Source organism: Robertmurraya beringensis (assembly GCF_042433785.1).
GTDB lineage: Bacteria > Bacillota > Bacilli > Bacillales > Cytobacillaceae > Robertmurraya_A > Robertmurraya_A beringensis.
Map to the genome: position 1 here is coordinate 17,018 of NZ_JBHLUU010000112.1, position 17,264 is coordinate 34,281.

General features: G+C 37.7%; 14 protein-coding genes. 8 read left to right on the forward strand and 6 right to left on the reverse strand.

From position 1 onward, the window contains the following. Position 1 precedes the first annotated feature (1 nt). From ACFFHF_RS16540 to ACFFHF_RS16550, 3 genes are read left to right on the forward strand one after another with little or no spacing between them, the layout of a single operon-like run. Positions 2 to 2,794 carry a helix-turn-helix domain-containing protein gene (locus tag ACFFHF_RS16540; protein WP_377058620.1) on the forward strand — a complete coding sequence of 931 codons (2,793 nt, stop codon included), beginning with the start codon at positions 2 to 4 and terminating at the stop codon, positions 2,792 to 2,794. Between the two features lies 1 nt (position 2,795). Then, a complete protein-coding gene (locus tag ACFFHF_RS16545; RefSeq protein WP_377058641.1) occupies positions 2,796 to 4,421 on the forward strand; it encodes a site-specific integrase in 1,626 nt (541 codons plus the stop codon). Beyond that, positions 4,414 to 5,109, forward strand: coding sequence for a hypothetical protein (locus ACFFHF_RS16550; RefSeq protein ID WP_009336149.1), 696 nt, complete (start codon positions 4,414 to 4,416; stop codon positions 5,107 to 5,109). Before ACFFHF_RS16545 ends, ACFFHF_RS16550 begins: the two co-directional genes overlap by 8 nt. 87 nt (positions 5,110 to 5,196) lie before the next feature. Here ACFFHF_RS16550 and ACFFHF_RS16555 read toward each other — a convergent pair whose 3' ends face one another. Continuing rightward, positions 5,197 to 7,329, reverse strand: coding sequence for a heavy metal translocating P-type ATPase (locus ACFFHF_RS16555; protein WP_083805750.1), 2,133 nt, complete (start codon positions 7,327 to 7,329; stop codon positions 5,197 to 5,199). Continuing rightward, entirely contained in the window at positions 7,322 to 7,687 is a 366-nt protein-coding gene (locus ACFFHF_RS16560; protein WP_009336146.1) for an ArsR/SmtB family transcription factor, read from the reverse strand. Before ACFFHF_RS16560 ends, ACFFHF_RS16555 begins: the two co-directional genes overlap by 8 nt. Positions 7,688 to 7,850: 163 nt before the next feature. Between ACFFHF_RS16560 and ACFFHF_RS16565 the strand changes: the two genes are divergently transcribed. Then, entirely contained in the window at positions 7,851 to 9,287 is a 1,437-nt protein-coding gene (locus ACFFHF_RS16565) for a DDE-type integrase/transposase/recombinase (protein WP_061794429.1), read from the forward strand. Between the two features lie 362 nt (positions 9,288 to 9,649). On the opposite strand, the gene ACFFHF_RS16570 is transcribed toward ACFFHF_RS16565, so the two are convergent. After that, on the reverse strand, positions 9,650 to 10,267 hold the full coding sequence (locus tag ACFFHF_RS16570) for a CadD family cadmium resistance transporter (RefSeq protein WP_009336144.1): 618 nt from the start codon (positions 10,265 to 10,267) through the stop codon (positions 9,650 to 9,652). 866 nt (positions 10,268 to 11,133) lie between these two features. On the opposite strand from ACFFHF_RS16570, the gene ACFFHF_RS16575 reads away from it, so the two are divergent. The 4 genes from ACFFHF_RS16575 to ACFFHF_RS16590 all read left to right on the forward strand — a co-directional run bounded on the left by ACFFHF_RS16575 (position 11,134) and on the right by ACFFHF_RS16590 (position 13,753). Continuing rightward, the gene (locus ACFFHF_RS16575) at positions 11,134 to 11,529 is read left to right on the forward strand and encodes a hypothetical protein (RefSeq protein ID WP_377058621.1); all 396 of its coding nucleotides are present in this window, start codon (positions 11,134 to 11,136) and stop codon (positions 11,527 to 11,529) included. Next, the gene (locus tag ACFFHF_RS16580; protein WP_377058622.1) at positions 11,508 to 12,182 is read left to right on the forward strand and encodes a hypothetical protein; all 675 of its coding nucleotides are present in this window, start codon (positions 11,508 to 11,510) and stop codon (positions 12,180 to 12,182) included. The genes ACFFHF_RS16575 and ACFFHF_RS16580 overlap by 22 nt, the downstream gene beginning before the upstream one ends. A gap of 13 nt (positions 12,183 to 12,195) precedes the next feature. After that, on the forward strand, positions 12,196 to 12,966 hold the full coding sequence (locus tag ACFFHF_RS16585) for a hypothetical protein (protein ID WP_377058624.1): 771 nt from the start codon (positions 12,196 to 12,198) through the stop codon (positions 12,964 to 12,966). 193 nt (positions 12,967 to 13,159) lie between these two features. After that, on the forward strand, positions 13,160 to 13,753 hold the full coding sequence (locus ACFFHF_RS16590; protein ID WP_160549139.1) for a restriction endonuclease: 594 nt from the start codon (positions 13,160 to 13,162) through the stop codon (positions 13,751 to 13,753). A gap of 801 nt (positions 13,754 to 14,554) precedes the next feature. Here the strand turns inward: ACFFHF_RS16590 and ACFFHF_RS24830 are convergent. From ACFFHF_RS24830 to ACFFHF_RS16605, 3 genes are read right to left on the reverse strand one after another with little or no spacing between them, the layout of a single operon-like run. Continuing rightward, the gene (locus ACFFHF_RS24830) at positions 14,555 to 14,665 is read right to left on the reverse strand and encodes a hypothetical protein (protein ID WP_512700635.1); all 111 of its coding nucleotides are present in this window, start codon (positions 14,663 to 14,665) and stop codon (positions 14,555 to 14,557) included. Next, positions 14,643 to 15,182 carry a hypothetical protein gene (locus tag ACFFHF_RS16600; RefSeq protein WP_377058625.1) on the reverse strand — a complete coding sequence of 180 codons (540 nt, stop codon included), beginning with the start codon at positions 15,180 to 15,182 and terminating at the stop codon, positions 14,643 to 14,645. The genes ACFFHF_RS24830 and ACFFHF_RS16600 overlap by 23 nt, the downstream gene beginning before the upstream one ends. A 50-nt stretch (positions 15,183 to 15,232) precedes the next feature. After that, the gene (locus ACFFHF_RS16605) at positions 15,233 to 17,260 is read right to left on the reverse strand and encodes a peptidoglycan DD-metalloendopeptidase family protein (protein WP_377058626.1); all 2,028 of its coding nucleotides are present in this window, start codon (positions 17,258 to 17,260) and stop codon (positions 15,233 to 15,235) included. Between the last annotated feature and the right edge of the window lie 4 nt (positions 17,261 to 17,264).

Genomic DNA, 17,264 nt, shown 5'->3' on the forward strand with positions numbered 1-17,264 from the left:
CTTGCAAAACAGATCGGAATATCTTACACAATCAGAACTCGCAAGAGTTTTTAATGTCTCCCATAGCACCATTAATAGATGGATATCCGAAGGAAAAATACCTTCAATCGTTAATATTGAAGATAAATCTTTCATTCCAAAGGAAGCCATTCCATTGATAAAGGTAAACATTGGATATATAAATACCGATGAGTACATGGGACTTCAGGAATTTCTTGAGTTGTTCAATATCAGTAATGAAACTTATCTAAATTGGATTAAACGAGGTTGGATTAAGGGCGGCGTACAATATGGAGGCAAAGCCTATATCCCACTAAATTCCTTAGACCAAATAAAAAAATCTAGTGGTTATGTGAACGAAGCGGATTGTTTAACTCTTAAACAATTGAGTGACATACTTAATGTCAGTCCGGAGAAGATATTCAGATTCATTAAAAGTGGCTTGCTTGTGGATTTCAATCTATACAAGGATAAATATCTTTTCAGATTGGATTCTATTAAAGATATTAAACAAAGCATCGGTTTTTTCGACGGTTTCAATCCCAATGATTACTTGAGGATAAACCAAGCAAAGGAAAAATTGGGACTCGATTTCAATTTTTCCTACTGGAAACGGAAAATACCTTACACTCTGCATTTAGGTACCCCTTATATCCATACGAAGGATTTAAACCTTGTATTTGACCTTGTAAAAGGCAAAAAGAAAATTGAAATCATTAAGCCTGAGCTTGAGGGTTTTTTGAATACCACAAAGGCTGCGGAATTGTTACATATGGCTAAAAGCACGGTATCCCAACAAATAAATAGCGGCAAGATTAAGGGCGCTATTAAGGTTCGCTCCAAGTGGATGATTCCGATACAGTCAATCGAGGATTATAAGGAACAACGTCGTATTTCTTTGAGTGAGAAAAGAAATGCAGTTGCTAAACCAGCCAATACATTACAACTTAAAATGATAGCCGAAAAGACTGGTGTGTCATTGCAAACGCTGAGGATTAAGGTCAGAAATAAGCAGCTATTTCCAAATGCCCAAAAGGTTAAAGGAGTTTATTATATACCAATTGAAGAGGCAAATCACTTTATTGAGACCACTCCCCATCAGCGATACAAAAAAAAGGTGGACATTTATACGAGTAAAGATGCTTTAGAAGAAATTTTAGAGTTTATGAATACCTTTTGTTTGCCTTTTCATTTAAGGAAAACCCAAGATTTATATGCCGAGTTCTGTAAGATTAAATTGGGCAAATTGAGGGGTATTCCAAATCATATTCGTACCTTTTTCAATTATTACAGGTCTGTGTTCGAGATTTTACGCACTCTTGATAAAAATCTATATCAGCTGGATGTTAGTGATATAGATGAACTTCTAGCTAAGCGTTTGAAGAACGAACATTCCAAACGAATTTTCGTATCGTTTTATAACTATTGTTATTCGAGTTTAAACCTTCCAGTCCCAAAAAAGTATGTTGTCTCCAAAGCGAAAAATAATACTCAAAAGGAAAAGGAAATTTACACTCCTGAAGCTTTTTTTTCCTTCTACATATATGTGAAAGAAATTGCGTTGCATTTGCCAAATGCCATAAATAATCAACATTATGCAAACATGTGGGCATTTACTATAATGCACCTTACAAACGCATGGAGAGCTTCTGACATTGTATTTAATACACCTCATATTGAATTGTCATCGATACAGGTTGATTCTTTTGACTGGTTCAATACTAATGCTTTAACAATAACGCAGTGTCAGAAGGTCATTAATCAGCTGTATTTGCATTTTCGCTCAATTAGAACGAGCAAAACCAATGCGTTTGTTTCATTTTTAGTAGAGCCCGCACTGGTTGTAGCTTTATCTACCGCAATGATTGTTTCAGAATTACATAGGCAAAAATCATCCCAATCATTTCTTCTTGACTCATTTTTCCATGGGAGAAAAAATAAATCGGTGGCTACCTCTGGAAAGGCTCGGCATCAAGAATTTTTTAAATTTGATACATCCCTCGAACCCTTTAAAAGCTTAAAGTTTAATAACAGTACCATGACGTACCTGTTTTATAGCATAACTGATGAGGATGGGCAAGATTCTGATATAGCGCTGGAGCTTACTCAAAGGGTAAGGTCTCATAATAGGGCGGAAACTACGAGCATTTATGTACAAGCTACAAACGATGATGGAAGCCTGAACCAAGTATCCACCAACTTATTCAGGCGAGGGCATTTCGGTTGGCTCTATAATTTTTTAATACTATTGGCTACTGAAAATGATGATGTCCCCCGAACCATGGAGGAAAAAACAGAGGCAATTTCAACACTGCGAATTGAATTAGGCAGTCCATCGGACACCGAAAGGTGGGCTCAATTTCTTTTACAGATTAGGCAAAAACGAAATTCGGTTATGTCCCGATTGGCGAAAATGAGCAAGGAATCTCTGATAGAACTACTTGTAAAAATTTTTAAAGGGGAAATGCCTTCAAAGACCGAACACGCTCAAGGTTTAACTGCCCCTTCATGTGAATATCCGAGATTGAACTCGTGTTATTCATGCCCAAACATCATCCCTAAAAATTATTTGTTCATTGAACTAAGTGGAGAATTTGACCGGTTGATAAAATCAATCGAAACCACTGAGCATGATGTTGTTCGAAAGAAGGAATCGTATTTTCTTATGAATTTATTAACCCTACTTGATGAAGGCATCAACTTTTTCGGGGAGGATTATATTGAAGCGTATATTAGAATCCAACATGTACGCGATAATCTTAGCAAACTATCCGACAAAATTAATATTGAATAAGGTGGACAACTTGGAATTAAAACTGTCTCAGGAACTGTTCGGAAACGCAATGGTAAGTGTTGTGGAACAAATTCAATTCGATGAAACTGAAAATGAACGATTTTTGATCACATTTTCAGCATTAAAAGAAAATGGGTTTATTGTTGCGGACTCTTTCCTCGATCACGTGTGGATTATGCCGTGTAAGATAAAGGCTAACGATTTTCGGCTAGAGTTTGATATCGAAATATACAGAGACTTAAATCAAGCTGTCAAAGCCTTTATCACCTTACGGAGATCCGCCGGGGTAAGTCCACATAAGTGTTACGACGAAGTGCAATTGCTTAAGAAGACGATAAGGGTTACCAACGGGTTGAAAAGGACAGATGAGCTTAAACACATGATGTCAACTATGGCAGCGCCGAGGGCTTATTCCCTTTCAAATTTGTTGAAGACCTTCATCAGTTTCTTTCCCTGTGAACATGGTGAGGAGATACTGGCAATCTGTAATACTGTCGCTTTCGCAAAATATGGGAGCAGAGACTTGCCCCACTTTCATGATGTCTTAGTATTCAATGATATCGTAAATGATTTTTTTCAGACAAAACCGGTCGAGCAGACCCTGAAATTTATGCCAATTATGATTTGGTGGCTTATTACCAATATCTTGCCTCAGCGACCTACGGAGCTACTTTTAATGAATAGGGACTGTCTGGAACATAAGTCTGATGGCTCCTTGTGGCTTAAAGTGCCGAGAATCAAGAACGAAAATGATTCTCCAGAAAAAATGATCAAATACGATTCAATCCAAATAGATCGTAAAGCGTACCAACTTTTCTCTTTATACAAAATAAAGCTCGCTGAATTAGGCATTGAAGATCACTACCTTTTTCCAAGGGATTTTTATCAAATGTTCAGGAAAAGACCAAAACGACAGGCATTTAATAGAATGACTCTATATAATTTCGACGTTTTATTGGAGGAGTTCTATAAAGAGGTCGTTGAGGGACTATATTCGGAAACAAGCCTTGAGAGAATCAAACCTGGAGATACCAGGCACTTTGCGATAATTAATATGTTTTTACAAGGTTTCAATATGCTTTCCATCGCTAGAATGGCAGGTCATGATGTGATTGCCACTCAGGAGAATTATTACTCACATGCAGAACATTTTTCTCAATCATATGTCTATATACTCGCTCAAAATATACTTGAACGAAAGCTCTCCGAAACTATGCCGCATGGATTTATTGGCTGGAGGCGTGGTGCATATGATAGAGGAAAGATTTACGATAACCAAGACACCTTAAATATGTTAAAGGTAGATTTTGGATATTGTAAGGAAAAAAGCGACATCTTCCCTACCACATGTGTAGAGGATTGCAGGTCATGCAGCAACTATGTTTTTAAACCGGACATTGATCAATACGAACAAGGGATTGAATGGCTCCAGGACTATTCCGCCGCGCGTGAACAGCGTATGAATGAGGTCCTTTTAATAATGAAGGAGCAGTGCAGTTCGTCGCTCCTATCGACTCACCCTCGCTCTGAAGAATTATTGAAGACAAATTCAATGAAGCTAATAAGCTGCATGAATCAAAAAGCAATGATTGATTCAAAATTGATGGAGGAAGGCAGATATGACTAAGGCGCAAGAAGGACGGGCTGCGACAAAAGGCAGACCGTCCAACTATAGTGACGAGCAGCTCAAAGAATTGGCGTTAGAGATAAAAAATAAATTCAAAGGAAAAAAACTGACCTATCTTTTCTTGGAAAAGGAAACCGGAATCGGAAGAAATACATGGAGCAGACGCATTTCTGAAACGATCGAGGAATTAAATAAACCTATTGCACGGTCAATCGGATTGTCCGATAGTGATGATGTTTACTTCCCAAACATTGAACAAATCTTTGAAATCTACAAAAACGATAAGAACAAAATAATCAATGAACTTCTTTTCATCGAAACAGCATTCTATGACCTCTACAATGAAGCTATAAATCTGAAAGAGGAACTCAATCGAAGAAAAGTTCACAGCGAGGAGTTAAGAAAGAAAAACGATGATATACGGCTATTGCGGGAACAGGTAAAACATTACGAGCAACTTTACAATCAGCTAATGGTTTCAAGTGCATTCCCTCACCTGCAATCCCAGAACCAGATTAAGGATAATTTGATTCGGTTTGATAAGAAAAACAAGAAACATTTAACTCTTGAAAACTTAGAAACCTTGTTTGAAACGGAGGAAGGACTTGATTACGAGGGTACTGATAACAACCACAACCTGTCAAACATGGAAAACAGGTTTAGCAATATATTCAAAAAGGACCGTTAGGTCCTTTTCACTGTTTTTTTATTGAATAAGGCAATTTTAAACAAAATAACCAGGGAAACCCCTGGCTAAAAAGAGAGATTAAATAATTTATTCTTTTACTCTTAGTAATCTTAAACTATTTAAAGTAACCAGCAGAGTAGCCCCCATATCAGCAAATATCGCAATAAATAGGGTTAACCATCCAGGTATGACCAATAATAATGCAACAGCTTTAATCGCTAACGAGAAGGTAATGTTTTGCTTGATAATTGCCAATGCCTTACGGCTCAATTTAATGGTATATGGCAACTTGCTTAAGTCGTCGGACATTAGAGCAATATCAGCCGTTTCTAAAGCCGTGTCGGTTCCTGCACCACCCATCGCTACACCAACAGTTGAAGCAGCAAGAGCTGGAGCATCATTCACACCATCTCCGACCATTGCTACACTTTGTTGCTTTGAACGAAGTTCCTTAATGAAATACAGCTTATCTTCTGGAAGCAAGTCAGCTTTAATGTTAGAAACGCCAACTTGTTTTCCGATGGCTTCGGCAGTTCGTTTGTTGTCACCTGTAAGCATAACGGTTTCTATTCCCATATTGTTTAACTTGCCGATAACTGCTTTGGATGATTCCCTCATTTCATCGGCTACGGCGATGAATAAAAGTATCTCTTTTTCTGTCCCTAACACCATCACCGTTTTACCTTGCATTTGCATTTCAGCAATTTTTTCTTTCCTGTCACTCGAAATGCTTCCGTGCAATTCTTCAAACAAATTTGGACTTCCCACATAATACATTTCATTATTCACTTTGGCTTTAACGCCTTTACCCGTAATTGATTGGAAATCCTCGACAGATACATCATTGAATTTCAGTCCATTTTCTTCTGCTTTTCGCATTATTGCTGAAGCAAGAGGATGCTGCGATCCTTTTTCAATGGCTGCTGTGATTAGCAACAACTCATTCTGATCTCCACCAAAAGTTTGAATGTCCGTCACAGCAGGAACACCTTTTGTTAATGTTCCTGTTTTATCAAAAGCAATGGCTCTAAGGGCTCCTGACTCTTCTAGATGAATACCGCCTTTAATTAACACGCCATTTTTTGCTGCATTTCCAATGGCAGTAACGACAGCAACGGGAGTTGAAACAACCAAGGCACAAGGGCAACCAACAACGAGGACCGCAAGTCCCTGGTAAACCCACTCACTCCAAATCCCTCCGAAAAAGAGTGGGGGAATGATTGCGATGAACAGTGCCAAAACGATGATCAAAGGCGTGTAATATTTCGCAAATTTATCAACGAACGTTTGAGAGGGTGCCCGTTCTGCTTGGGCTTCTTCGACTAAATGGATTATTTTCGAGATCGTTGTATCTTCAACCCGTTTTGTTACTTTAACTTCAAGTAATCCTTCTTCATTTAACGTTCCTGCAAACACTTCATCATCAATGGTTTTTGCTACTGGGACACTTTCACCTGTAATGGCAGCCTGATTTAGTGTTGAAGTCCCTTTAATGACTACTCCATCCATCGCAAGTTTTTGACCAGGTTTCACAATCATAATGTCTCCGACTTGAATATCCTCAACGTGGACCATCATTTCTTCATTTCCACGACGAATTAATGCTTCTTTCGGGGCAATATCCATTAACGATTCAATGGATTGACGAGCTTTATCCATTGAATAACGCTCTAGGGCTTCACTGATGGCAAACAGAATCACAACCGTTGCCCCTTCACCCCATTCACCAATCAACGCAGCTCCTATAATGGCAATGGTCATTAGCGTATTCATATCAAATTTTAATCGGCTTAAATTTTTGAGACCTTTAATAAACAGCGAATATCCACCGATTAAAATGGACGCTGCATAGCCAATTGTCGGAAGGATGTGATTTTCCCCGTATTGCTCACCTAAAAACCAACTAATCACAAGCAATATAGCCGAAATATAGACCTTGATGTTCTCTTTTTGCTTCCAGAACAGTTCTCGCTCTACCTTTTTTTCATTTTCATCTCGTAATTTCAGGTTCTCAAAAGCACCTGCCTTTTCAAGTGCTTCTATGGTCGTATTGCCCGTAACCGTAATTTTGGAAGCACCAAAGTTAACTTTTGCATCTGAAACACCATCCAGGTGTTTCACGTTCGTTTCGAACGTTTTAGCACAGTCAGCTCAGGTGAATCCTTGAACACGGTATGTTTTCGATTCTTGTTCATTGACTATTACTTTTTGATCAGACATTAACCTGTCCCTCCTGTTTATGGGCTAATGCGAACATCATTATCTGCTTGATATGTTCATCATCTAACGAATAAAATGCGAGTTTACCCTCTTTTCGAAACTTCACGACACCTTGTTTATGAAGTGTTCTCAAATGATGGGAGGCATTGGCGACGGTAACACCTACGATATTCGCAATATCACATACACAAAGCTCTTCATCCTGGCAGAGAGCGTAGGTGATTTTTGCCCTATTTTCATCAGCAATCGCTTTTAACATTTGAGCAACACTAGAAATGTCTACTGCTTTTAAATCTCCTTGTATTCGATTCACTTTTTCTTCGTCATAACAATAGATTTCGCAAGTATCCTTTTTCATATTCCCACCTCGGTTCATTCAAACGTATTGTCAAAACTTTTATAAGAAATAGGTTATAAAATCCTATGATAGAGGGCTTTTTAAGCAAAAAAATTGCCACCCCCTGAATTCTGGAGATAATTGAGGTTACCACACACTCAATTCCCAGAAAGGAAGTGACAAGTTGTACCCTCAAATTATAACCTATTTATTAACTTTAATTAAGTACCAAGATCAAATAATCCGGACTCTTCTTACGCTGCTTATTGGCAAGAACATGTTTGATAAGTCGAAAGAACAGCCAGTGAATCAGCCTTATCGAAAGCTCCAGGTGGATGAACTTCCTGTTATCGAGACTTTTCAAAAGCTGGATTATAAAACCCTAATGAAAGAGTACTCCGAAGAAAAAGGTAAGACACTAAAGCCTGTCAGACGTCATGCCAATTCCAAAACATCCGTACCATCCAACATTTTCTGCCCAAAGTGTGGTGCTCCAGCAGATTACCTTTATGCCAATAATGGAGGAAACGGACAGTACCAATGTAAGGTGTGTGCGTGTCTGTTCAATCAGAAAAACCAGTATGCCAAGGAAGCCATCCTGAAATGCCCGCATTGCTTGAAGACCCTTGAAAAAGTGAAGGAACGGAAAGACTTTGATATCTACAAGTGCAAGAATAATGCGTGTTCCTTCTACCAGCGGAACCTAAATGGACTTTCGTCCAAAGATAGAAAACGATTCAAGAAGAACCCCCAGGATTTCAAGATGCGATACCTATTTCGCCAATTTCACATTGAGTACAAGCCACTTTCCAAGGAGTCACCCAAGAAGCCAAAAGTGGATTTATCTAGACTGTATGTGTCGCCCCACACCCTGGGACTCATCCTGACTTACCATGTGAATTATGGACTGTCCGCCCGAAAGACAGCTGCCTTAATGAAGGATGTTCATGGTGTGGATATCTCCCACCAAAGCATCCTGAATTATGAGAACAGTGTGGCCTTGCTTCTCAAGCCGTATGTGGACCATTATCCTTATGAGCTTTCCGACCAGTTCTGCGGCGATGAGACGTATATCCGGGTGGGTGGCCGCTGGCGCTATCTGTTCTTCTTCTTCGATGCGGTGAAAAAGATCATTCTGGCCTATCCCGTATCCCGGAATCGGGATACACAAGCAGCGATTCTGGCCATTGATGAAGTCTTGACGAAGTTCAAGGAAGTCCCGGAGGACTTGACCATCGTAGTTGATGGTAATCCGATTTATCTACTGGCCCAGCAATTCTTCGCCCAACATGGAATATCATTCGACATCAAGCAAGTCATCGGCCTTACGAACGAAGATCCAGTATCGGCTGAATACCGGCCGTTGAAACAGATCATCGAACGGCTGAACAGGACCTTCAAAGGCAACTATCGTCAAACGTACGGTTTTGGATCCGAACAAGGTTCCGTCTCCTATGTGACACTGTTTGTGGCTTATTTTAACTTTTTACGGCCACACTCAGCGCTGGAAGGGAAGGTCCCGGTCCTTCAACCAGAGTTGCTTCAACTGCCTAACATGCCTGCCAGATGGACCAAACTGATTGGTTTAGCCCAGGATTGGATCGAAGACCAGACAGCCTAGCTTTTGTTTAGCAGAGCCCCTTAACCAGCAGGCGGCGAAGCGTACTCTTGACAAACCGAACTTGCCAATGGTTTAAAATTGGAAAAACCAAGGGCTTATTTGGTATGCCTTCTTTTGTCCTCTTCGCCCTTAATGAACACATCACAAACCATTGGCGTGTTTGTCAAGAGCGACTGCGGCAGCACTTTCTCAAGTTCCGTGAAGAAATCCATCCCTTGGAATTGATTTTTCATAGAACTTTTGACACTACCCATTCAAATATCCGCTTGAATAAAGTATACCCCTTCTGCACCGTTTCATTCAAGTTTTTATTTGAATGTTTTTCTTAATGCTTCTGTCTTTTTACCTAAGTCAGCTGGTTGTTAAAACAGGAATGTGAATAAGGCATCAAATGTTTTGTTTTCAAACAAAATATAAATTCCTAATCCTATGAAGACAATTGGAACAATCCAACGTTGATACTTCTCAATTTTTTCGGATACAAAATCCAAGTTGGCTAAACGATAACCGACATAGAGTAAAATTCCAATCATAATCAAAAAGACAATAATAGAAACTATGATTTCAGTCACGTTTAATGTTGTGAAATACGGTACATATATGGAAAAATCATCTGCACTGGAAGATAATACAATGAAAGTGACCGTCACAAATAATTGATTAAACCTACCTGAGGAAAATAGCGATAAAATGCTGCCTTCATCTTCATCCTCGTCGCCCTTAACCCATATCTTTATACCTAAGTAAAGTGGTAAAAGCCCAAGTAGTCCTATAACCCATTTTTGGGAAATTAGGTTAGTAACACCAAAAGCTACTAAAAGACTTGCTCCTATAACAATTATCGTTCCAATATACTTTCCTATCCAAATATGTTTTTCCTGTCCTTTTTTGATTTGTGAAAATAATAGAATTAAAATGACAAGGTAATCAATACCAGTTGCTACATAAATAGCTGCGGCTGTAAGTATAGTTGTTATCATTTTTCAACCTCCACTTCCCGGTGTGTCAGCACAAATTGAACATTTATGCAAACACTAAAAATATCTACTGTCTGAAATCCTGTTGTAATCGATTGACCTTTTCTTCGTCATTCAATAGATCTCGTAAGTATCTTTATTCATATTCCCACCTCTTTCTCATTCAAACTTTTACTTGAATATAGTATACCTCTTATTCATTTCCTCATTCAAGTATTTACTTGAATGAAAATAAAAAAGAATTGGGGGAATCCCAATTCTCGCAATGAGTGTTTTTGTTACAAACCTGACACGTCAGTTTTAGGTGAATAATCTTGCCCATTGATTAGACAGAAGAAGCTGCCATTGCAGCACATTTATATATTTAGTATTGGGCTCTCTTTTTTTGTGCGAATGTCTAATTACAATGCCGATAAATACATAAAAATTTTTTCTCATTGTAAGTATCTAAGTGGATGGATAATGTACAAAAATATCCACTCATCCGCTATTTATGTACAGGAAGTTAATTATGTACAAACAACAAATCATAAAGAAACACATGGTGCATAAGAATTAGGATAAGATTTTTGTTAATGTGCACACCCATTTATAGAGATACCTTTAGTTCAGTAATAGTGGAGTTATCATCAAATGGAGCTTCGCTTTTTCCTAAAAGCATTGGAGAAATAAACAATTTTATTCACCCACCTCTAAGCTATTTTATCAAGAATGGTCAAAGGTTTCATTGGGAGTTAGAGGAAGTTACAGTGTGCCTTAATTAAGCTAAACCCTTGATAACAAAGGGTTTTTAAGAAAAAATACACACTTGATTGTGGTTTGTTTTATGGTATAATTATTACAAGAGGCAATAAAAGGGAGGGAATTATGTGAATACACTACTTAGCGCGGCAAATGCTGCCATTCAATATAACAGAGGAAGACAAACAGGATTAGCAGGACTTGCAGGTATTGGGATTGCAATACTCATCGCATGTTTTTGGGAATACCTTTTACCAATCTTTGATTTTATGGGAATCGTTGATTTTTTAGATAGACAAGGACTTATTTTTGAAGGTGAGGGTGGTCTTACAGCTTTTATTCTGTTTACCATTGCTGTTAGAGCATGTATCGTATTTACAGTGGTTGGCACAATACTAATCGTATTTGGACTTCTACTATCTAGAATATTTTCTTCAGAATGGGCGGTTAAGATATTTGTTATTCCGCCGTTAATGTTATTGATGATTCCAGTGGTTATTTTTTGGATGAAAGGGATGTTATAACAACTCCAAGAGCGGTTAAAAATCAATTAAAGACTTTGCGTAAGGATAGAGAAAAAGAACTTCAAAAGCCGATTGTAGAGGTGATTAAAGAGTCATATGAGATTTTGCCAACAGATCGAGCTTTAACAAGGCTAGATAGACTACCTACTCTAGGAGATTCAAACTTCCTATTAGCTATAACAAAGAAAAACGATATATATGTGGTTGTTCCCAGAGTAAAGGGAATGTTTAGTGGACACCATTTGTCCGATGAATGGCCAGCTGAAAAATTATCTATTGAAAGAACGATTAATATTACAAAAGATATGAAATTGGAATCTAGTTTAAAAATTGAACGAATGATACCTCCGTTTGCCCGAAGTGACTATCGTTTAGATAAATTAAATAAGGACGACGTTAAACATTATATTGTTGCAAATGACGAAGTGTTTTCAAATGTGTATTCTGAGTTAGCATCTAGCCAAGGCTTTATAAACTATGTAAATGATGAAGTAAATGGCTATTTTGAGAGAAAAGAGAATTTACAGAAACAGGTGACTAATGCTTCAACCACCGAGGAATTTAATCAAAAAGTAGAATTGCTAAAAGAAATGAATGCCTATAACGAAGATATTGTTAGATTAATGTGGGAATCGGCAAAGCAAGAACAATAAAGGAGTCTATTTAATGGACAATATCACTGAAACAGAAAATCGTGAGGTTATTGCACTGTTAGAACCCTTCAAAGAGAAAATAACAAGTGCAAATGCCTGGGATGCTTTTGTGAAGGAACACGATGAAAAGCTTCCTAGTGCGAGAGTATTGATTTATAAATTTGGTTCATGGAACAATGTAAAAAAGGAATTAGGCATTAAAAATAAAAGAGAAAAATACTCGGAACCCTACTCAAAAGAGGAATTAAAAGAGATTGCTCTAAAGCATAAAGGACATATGTTAAGTAAAAGAATATGGGATGAATATGCAACTTTACATGACCTCCCTTCCGCTCAAACATTTATTAATGCGTTTGAAAAATGGAGTGAGATAAAAGGATTTGTAGGTATTCAAACAGAGTTGAAAAAGCCTAGCACATATACAAAGGGCCAATTAAAAGAAATACTTAAAAAGCATGGGAAGAATTATGAGAGTAGATACCAGTGGGACGTTTATGCCAAAGAGAATAAGCTTCCAAAATATCAAACCCTAAGAAAACATTTTACCTATGATGAAATATTGAAGATCGTAAAAAAACCAAAATCATTAAAAGGAACGTTGGTTACAAAAGAGGATTTAATTGAAGTTGCCTTAGAGCATAAAGACGTATTTTTTACCTCTATGGCTAAATGGGATGTATATGCAGAGGAGAAGAAATTACCAAAAAGTAATACTTTCCATAAAAAATTTGGAACATGGAAAAAAGCAAAGATTGCTGTGACTAAAGCACAATTAACTAAATGATACGAGAGCATGCTAACTATAGATAAAGAAGGAGTATTTATGATTAATATAATAGGTCTTTGCTTCATGGTTGTTGCAGTTGTTTTTATGGTTGCATTTAACGATGTAAAGAGGAATTAGAGATAGTTTGAATTAACGACATAAAAAGCAAAGCTATTCACTAACTAGTATTGGGGATATTAAATTGGCTAGAATGACCAAGAAGCAAATGAGGCAACAAGAGGAAGGGATAAAAGCTTTGCTACTCTTAGTTGGTGGAGCTTCCTACTGGTATACCAAATCCATAGAAACAACGATTGTTATTGTAGGAGTCCTTATAGCTCTAATTATTGTCTATACGATTATACAGGCAATCCAAAGGAAAGAAAGACTTAGAAAGTCTGGAATTGAGATTATAGATAAAATGGACGGTATTCACTTTGAACACTATCTAAAAGAATTATTCCTTACACAAGGATATAAAGTAAATGTAACAAAAGCATCCGGAGACTATGGTGCTGATTTAATTTTAAAAAATGATAATGATAAAATTGTAGTTCAAGCGAAGCGATATTCTAAAAACGTTGGTATTAAAGCTGTACAAGAAATCAGTGGAGCAAAAACATACTATGATGGAACTGAAGCGTGGGTTGTAACCAATAGCTATTTTACAAAAGCAGCCAAAGAATTAGCCTCAAAATTGGGTGTGAAACTCTTTGATCGGGACGAATTAATTGCTCTTATTCTTAAAATGAATCCAAACGCAACATCTATACATAACACTCCTGTTAAAAAGGCCCAAGGGTGAGATTTTCGTTGTAATAGAGGTGGTGATAAACATGTTGTTTAATCCTGTAGTAATTAGATCCTTATGTTATGCGGGTTTAATTTCAAGTGTTCTAGCAATCTTAGTGTGTTATATATTCCAGGAATATGAGCCGGTTATGGCAAAAGGGTTTAGTTTACTAATATGGAGTTGTGTTTATTACTTACATAAAAAGCGTGGTACTTGGTGAAAGGCTACATTACAAAAAAACAGCACCCTAGAGTTTTCTAGTTGGTGCTGTTTTTTATTTGGTCAATCATGTCCCATACCGAGTTTGTTATGACATACATTTGATGAACTTCTTCATCATGAATATCCTCTACGGTCATTAACTCTAAATTAATATCTGCCTTTTGATTATCTTTGTAGGTTATAGATAAAGTAATAGTGTTGGTTTCTTGATCCATAAATCCTTTATTAACCTTGTAGTCCAGAGCTTTTATTGTTCCATTACGGGAAATTTTTTTTATGATATCTTCCGTTACAGCAAACTTGTCAGGATTATCAATTTTAAATAAATCCTTAGAAATTGAATCTGGATAAAAGCTTGAGAGGAATATATCTATATCATTTTTCAGTAATCCTGTAATAAAGTACTTAACTACTTCTTCTTTAGGGTCAGAATCATGGCTTTCTTCCTCTTCATGGGTAGGATTAAAGAAGCCAATTTCCGCTTCACCACCATTCTTTTCAATAAATTCCGTGGTTTCTTGTACATAACTATTATTTTTTTCTATTTCCGCTAATACCTCATTTTGTGTTTCTTCTAAATCTAAGCTATGTTTACCTAAAGTTGGGCTGATAAATATATAGAGAGAAATACCAACTATAAACAGACCACCAACAAGGCTCCAGACAAGTTTGGAACTCATTATTGAGTTGCTCCTTCAGCAGCTTCTAGGTCTTGTCGTAATATTTTCCATTGGTTTGCGATATTCGCTTGGCTTGTCTTAATTTCGACATACTCACTTCTTAAATAATCTTTATCAATCTCGGTATCTGTTTTATTAGCCATATCAACCGCATTAAGTAGTAATTGGTGGGAACGATTAATCAATACAATTAAGTTCTGATGTGCTTCAAATAGTTCTGGATCCGCATCAACCGCTTCAACTTCTGTTACTAGCTTGTTAGACTGTTCAATTGTCCCTTTGATTGCTGTTGCGAATTGCTCTCTACTGTAAGTTTGAGTATAAAGGCCATCTACTGAATCATTAAATGTTTTGAGAATCGTAGTCATTTCCTTGATAAATCCTTGTAGAGATTTATCGTATTCCTCTAAATATGATTTATTTTCTTCAGTTACCTCTAAATCAGCTGTAGCAGGCTTTTCTTTTGAAGAACAAGCTCCAAGAACCAATACAGATAAAATGAGTGTTAATGAGAAAACTAGCTTTATTTTCATTTTCATTCCCTAAATCCTCCGAATTGTAAGGGGGAACCGTCCCCCCGTTTTTTAGATTAGAATGGTACTACAAGCGCTGGATTTATCGCATTTATCTTGTTTTTGGTCCAAGCACCTTTATGGACTTCAAAGTGTAAGTGAACCCCTTGAGAGTCGCCAGTATTCCCCATAAGACCTAAGAATTGACCTTGTTTTACCGTTTGCCCTGTACTAACTGCTCGATTTTGCATGTGTGCATAAACCGTCTCATATGCTTGTCCACCGATATTATGTTGAATGTAAACGACATTACCATAGGAACTAGAATATTGAGACAGCCTAACTACTCCATCAGCAGCCGCAACTACAGGAGAATCTAATGCTCCCGGAACTGGAGGAGCAATGTCGGCTCCGTAGTGCATTCCACCACTTCGATTTCCGAATCCAGATGTATTACGACCAATTGCGGGTTTCATGAATGAACCCGGTTGTAGTTGAGGGATTTTTGCCCCGTTTGCTTCGTAAGTCGCTGCATTCTTAAAGGCTTCTGCATTAGTTAGGACCTTATTTACATACCATTCAGCATGGTTATAATGCCAAACTGCTCCGCGAGGGTCGTTAGCATATCCGTTTTTTGATAGATAATGTGCTGCGGTATGAACGCTATCTTCAACATTCCATGGATCAGCTTTGCCGTCACCATTTCCGTCAACTCCATATCCCCGACCTTGTGCGATAACTGTTAAACTTGTAATATCTACACTTGGAGATACCCTTCCACCACCGATATTGTAAGACCAGCCGACCCACGTTGCTGGCATGAATTGCATGTGGCCAACAGCACCAGCAGATGAAAGCATTGTAGGATGAGTACTAAATCCAGTTTCTACAAAATGTATAGCCGCCAAAGTATACCAGTGAACTCCGTATTTCTTTTCGGCTGAGAGGTAATAAGGCATGAATTGCGGTGGCACTCCTCCTCCTGGGGTAATGGTACCATCGAAACCTATAAATCCTCCTCCATATGAACCTCCACCTCTTGCGGAAAGCCATTGGGTATATTCAATAGTTCCTCCCATAAAGAGATAGTTAGCTTCAACTAATTTCTTATCATTTAGTTCCAAACTATATGAATTTAGAACATTATCAAAAGTGCCGTAGTCTGTACGTTGAGTTTTTTCAGAAGTGAAATATTGGTGTCTAGTTTTTGTAGTAGTCTTTACTTCTATCTTTCTCTCAGTATCAACAGTTACGTATTTAGTATTTAATTTCGTTACATATACCGTTTCAGTTTTACAAGTTTCTTTATATTTAGGGGGATCTTCCGATATAATTTTCCGCTCACATACTTCCTTTTGAACAGGAACCTGGATTTCTTCCACGACTTTTTTGGTTGTTTGTTCTATGACTGTTTTATATGTAGTTTTAGTACTACTTTTCCAATCAGAAACATGTGCTGTGTAACTAAAAGAAGTTGAACCATTCCAATAATCTACGTGCTCGAGTTTATCTACATTATTGTTTTCCCTTTTAACATCGCCAGTCGTACATTTTCCATCTTCACATACGGTTACTTGTGTTTCTTTCCACTCATTGTAACTACCATACTCAAATTCAGGAGCTAGGGCTTCAGCCATCTTTTTAATGGCTTCTTTTACATCCTCATTTTTTGAGAAGGTGTCTATCTGAACAACAGCTGCGATAAGTTTTTCGGGAACCCTGTAAGGCTTTTCAATAGGATTGCCCATATCTACAGTTGCATTTGCCCGCTCGACAATGTAGCTATGAAGTTTCTGATCTTCACCTGTCAGTCCTTCACCGGTTCCAAAGAGAAATGACCAAGCGAGCGAAACAACAAGTAGACCAATTATTACAGCCAGGGCAATCCCGAGTACGGGAAGCCCGACTGCACCAGCGATCCAAGCAAGTAATTTACCTAAAAGAACAGCAAACTTTTTAACAGCTAACTTTATTAGTTTAGCAGCGATTTTGCCACCTTTTTTAGCTAGCTTTTTTACAGCTTTTCTTCCCTGGCTTTTAGCTTGACCTTCTGCGAATTGCCTTAACTGAGATTTTTCATTTTGTTCTCTTTCAGGAGGCAACATGCTA